Origin of the sequence: Pseudomonas sp. DE0010 (genome assembly GCF_007680745.1) — a bacterium.
Taxonomy (GTDB): Bacteria; Pseudomonadota; Gammaproteobacteria; order Pseudomonadales; family Pseudomonadaceae; genus Aquipseudomonas; species Aquipseudomonas parafulva_B.
Genome location: NZ_VEJQ01000172.1, coordinates 1 through 288, shown reverse-complemented (window position 1 = coordinate 288; position 288 = coordinate 1). Strand labels below are relative to the sequence as shown.

The following is a 288-nucleotide window of genomic DNA, read 5'->3' as shown; positions in this document are numbered from 1 at the left end:
CCTCGTTGATGGTGGCGCTCATCTGCTGCATGGCGGTGGCGATCTGCTCGGTCTCCATCTTCTGCGCCGAGGCGCCAGCGCGCGTCTGCTCGGTGACGGCGGAGAGTTCTTCGGCGGCACTGGCGACCTGGATGACGCCGTCCTTCTGCTCGCGGATCAGGTCGCTCAGATTGACGATCATGCGCTGCATGGCCGCCTGCAACTGGCCGATCTCGTCCTTGCGCGCTGCCTCGATCTGCACGGTCAGGTCGCCCGCAGCGAGCTGTTCCACGGTCACCAGGGTCTGGC

Annotated in this window: 1 protein-coding gene; it reads right to left on the bottom strand. The window is 66.3% G+C overall.

What is annotated here, in order from left to right; translation table 11 throughout:
* Positions 1-288: HAMP domain-containing protein (locus FS767_RS22115; RefSeq protein WP_144968234.1), on the bottom strand; the 288-nt coding region annotated here is incomplete at both ends.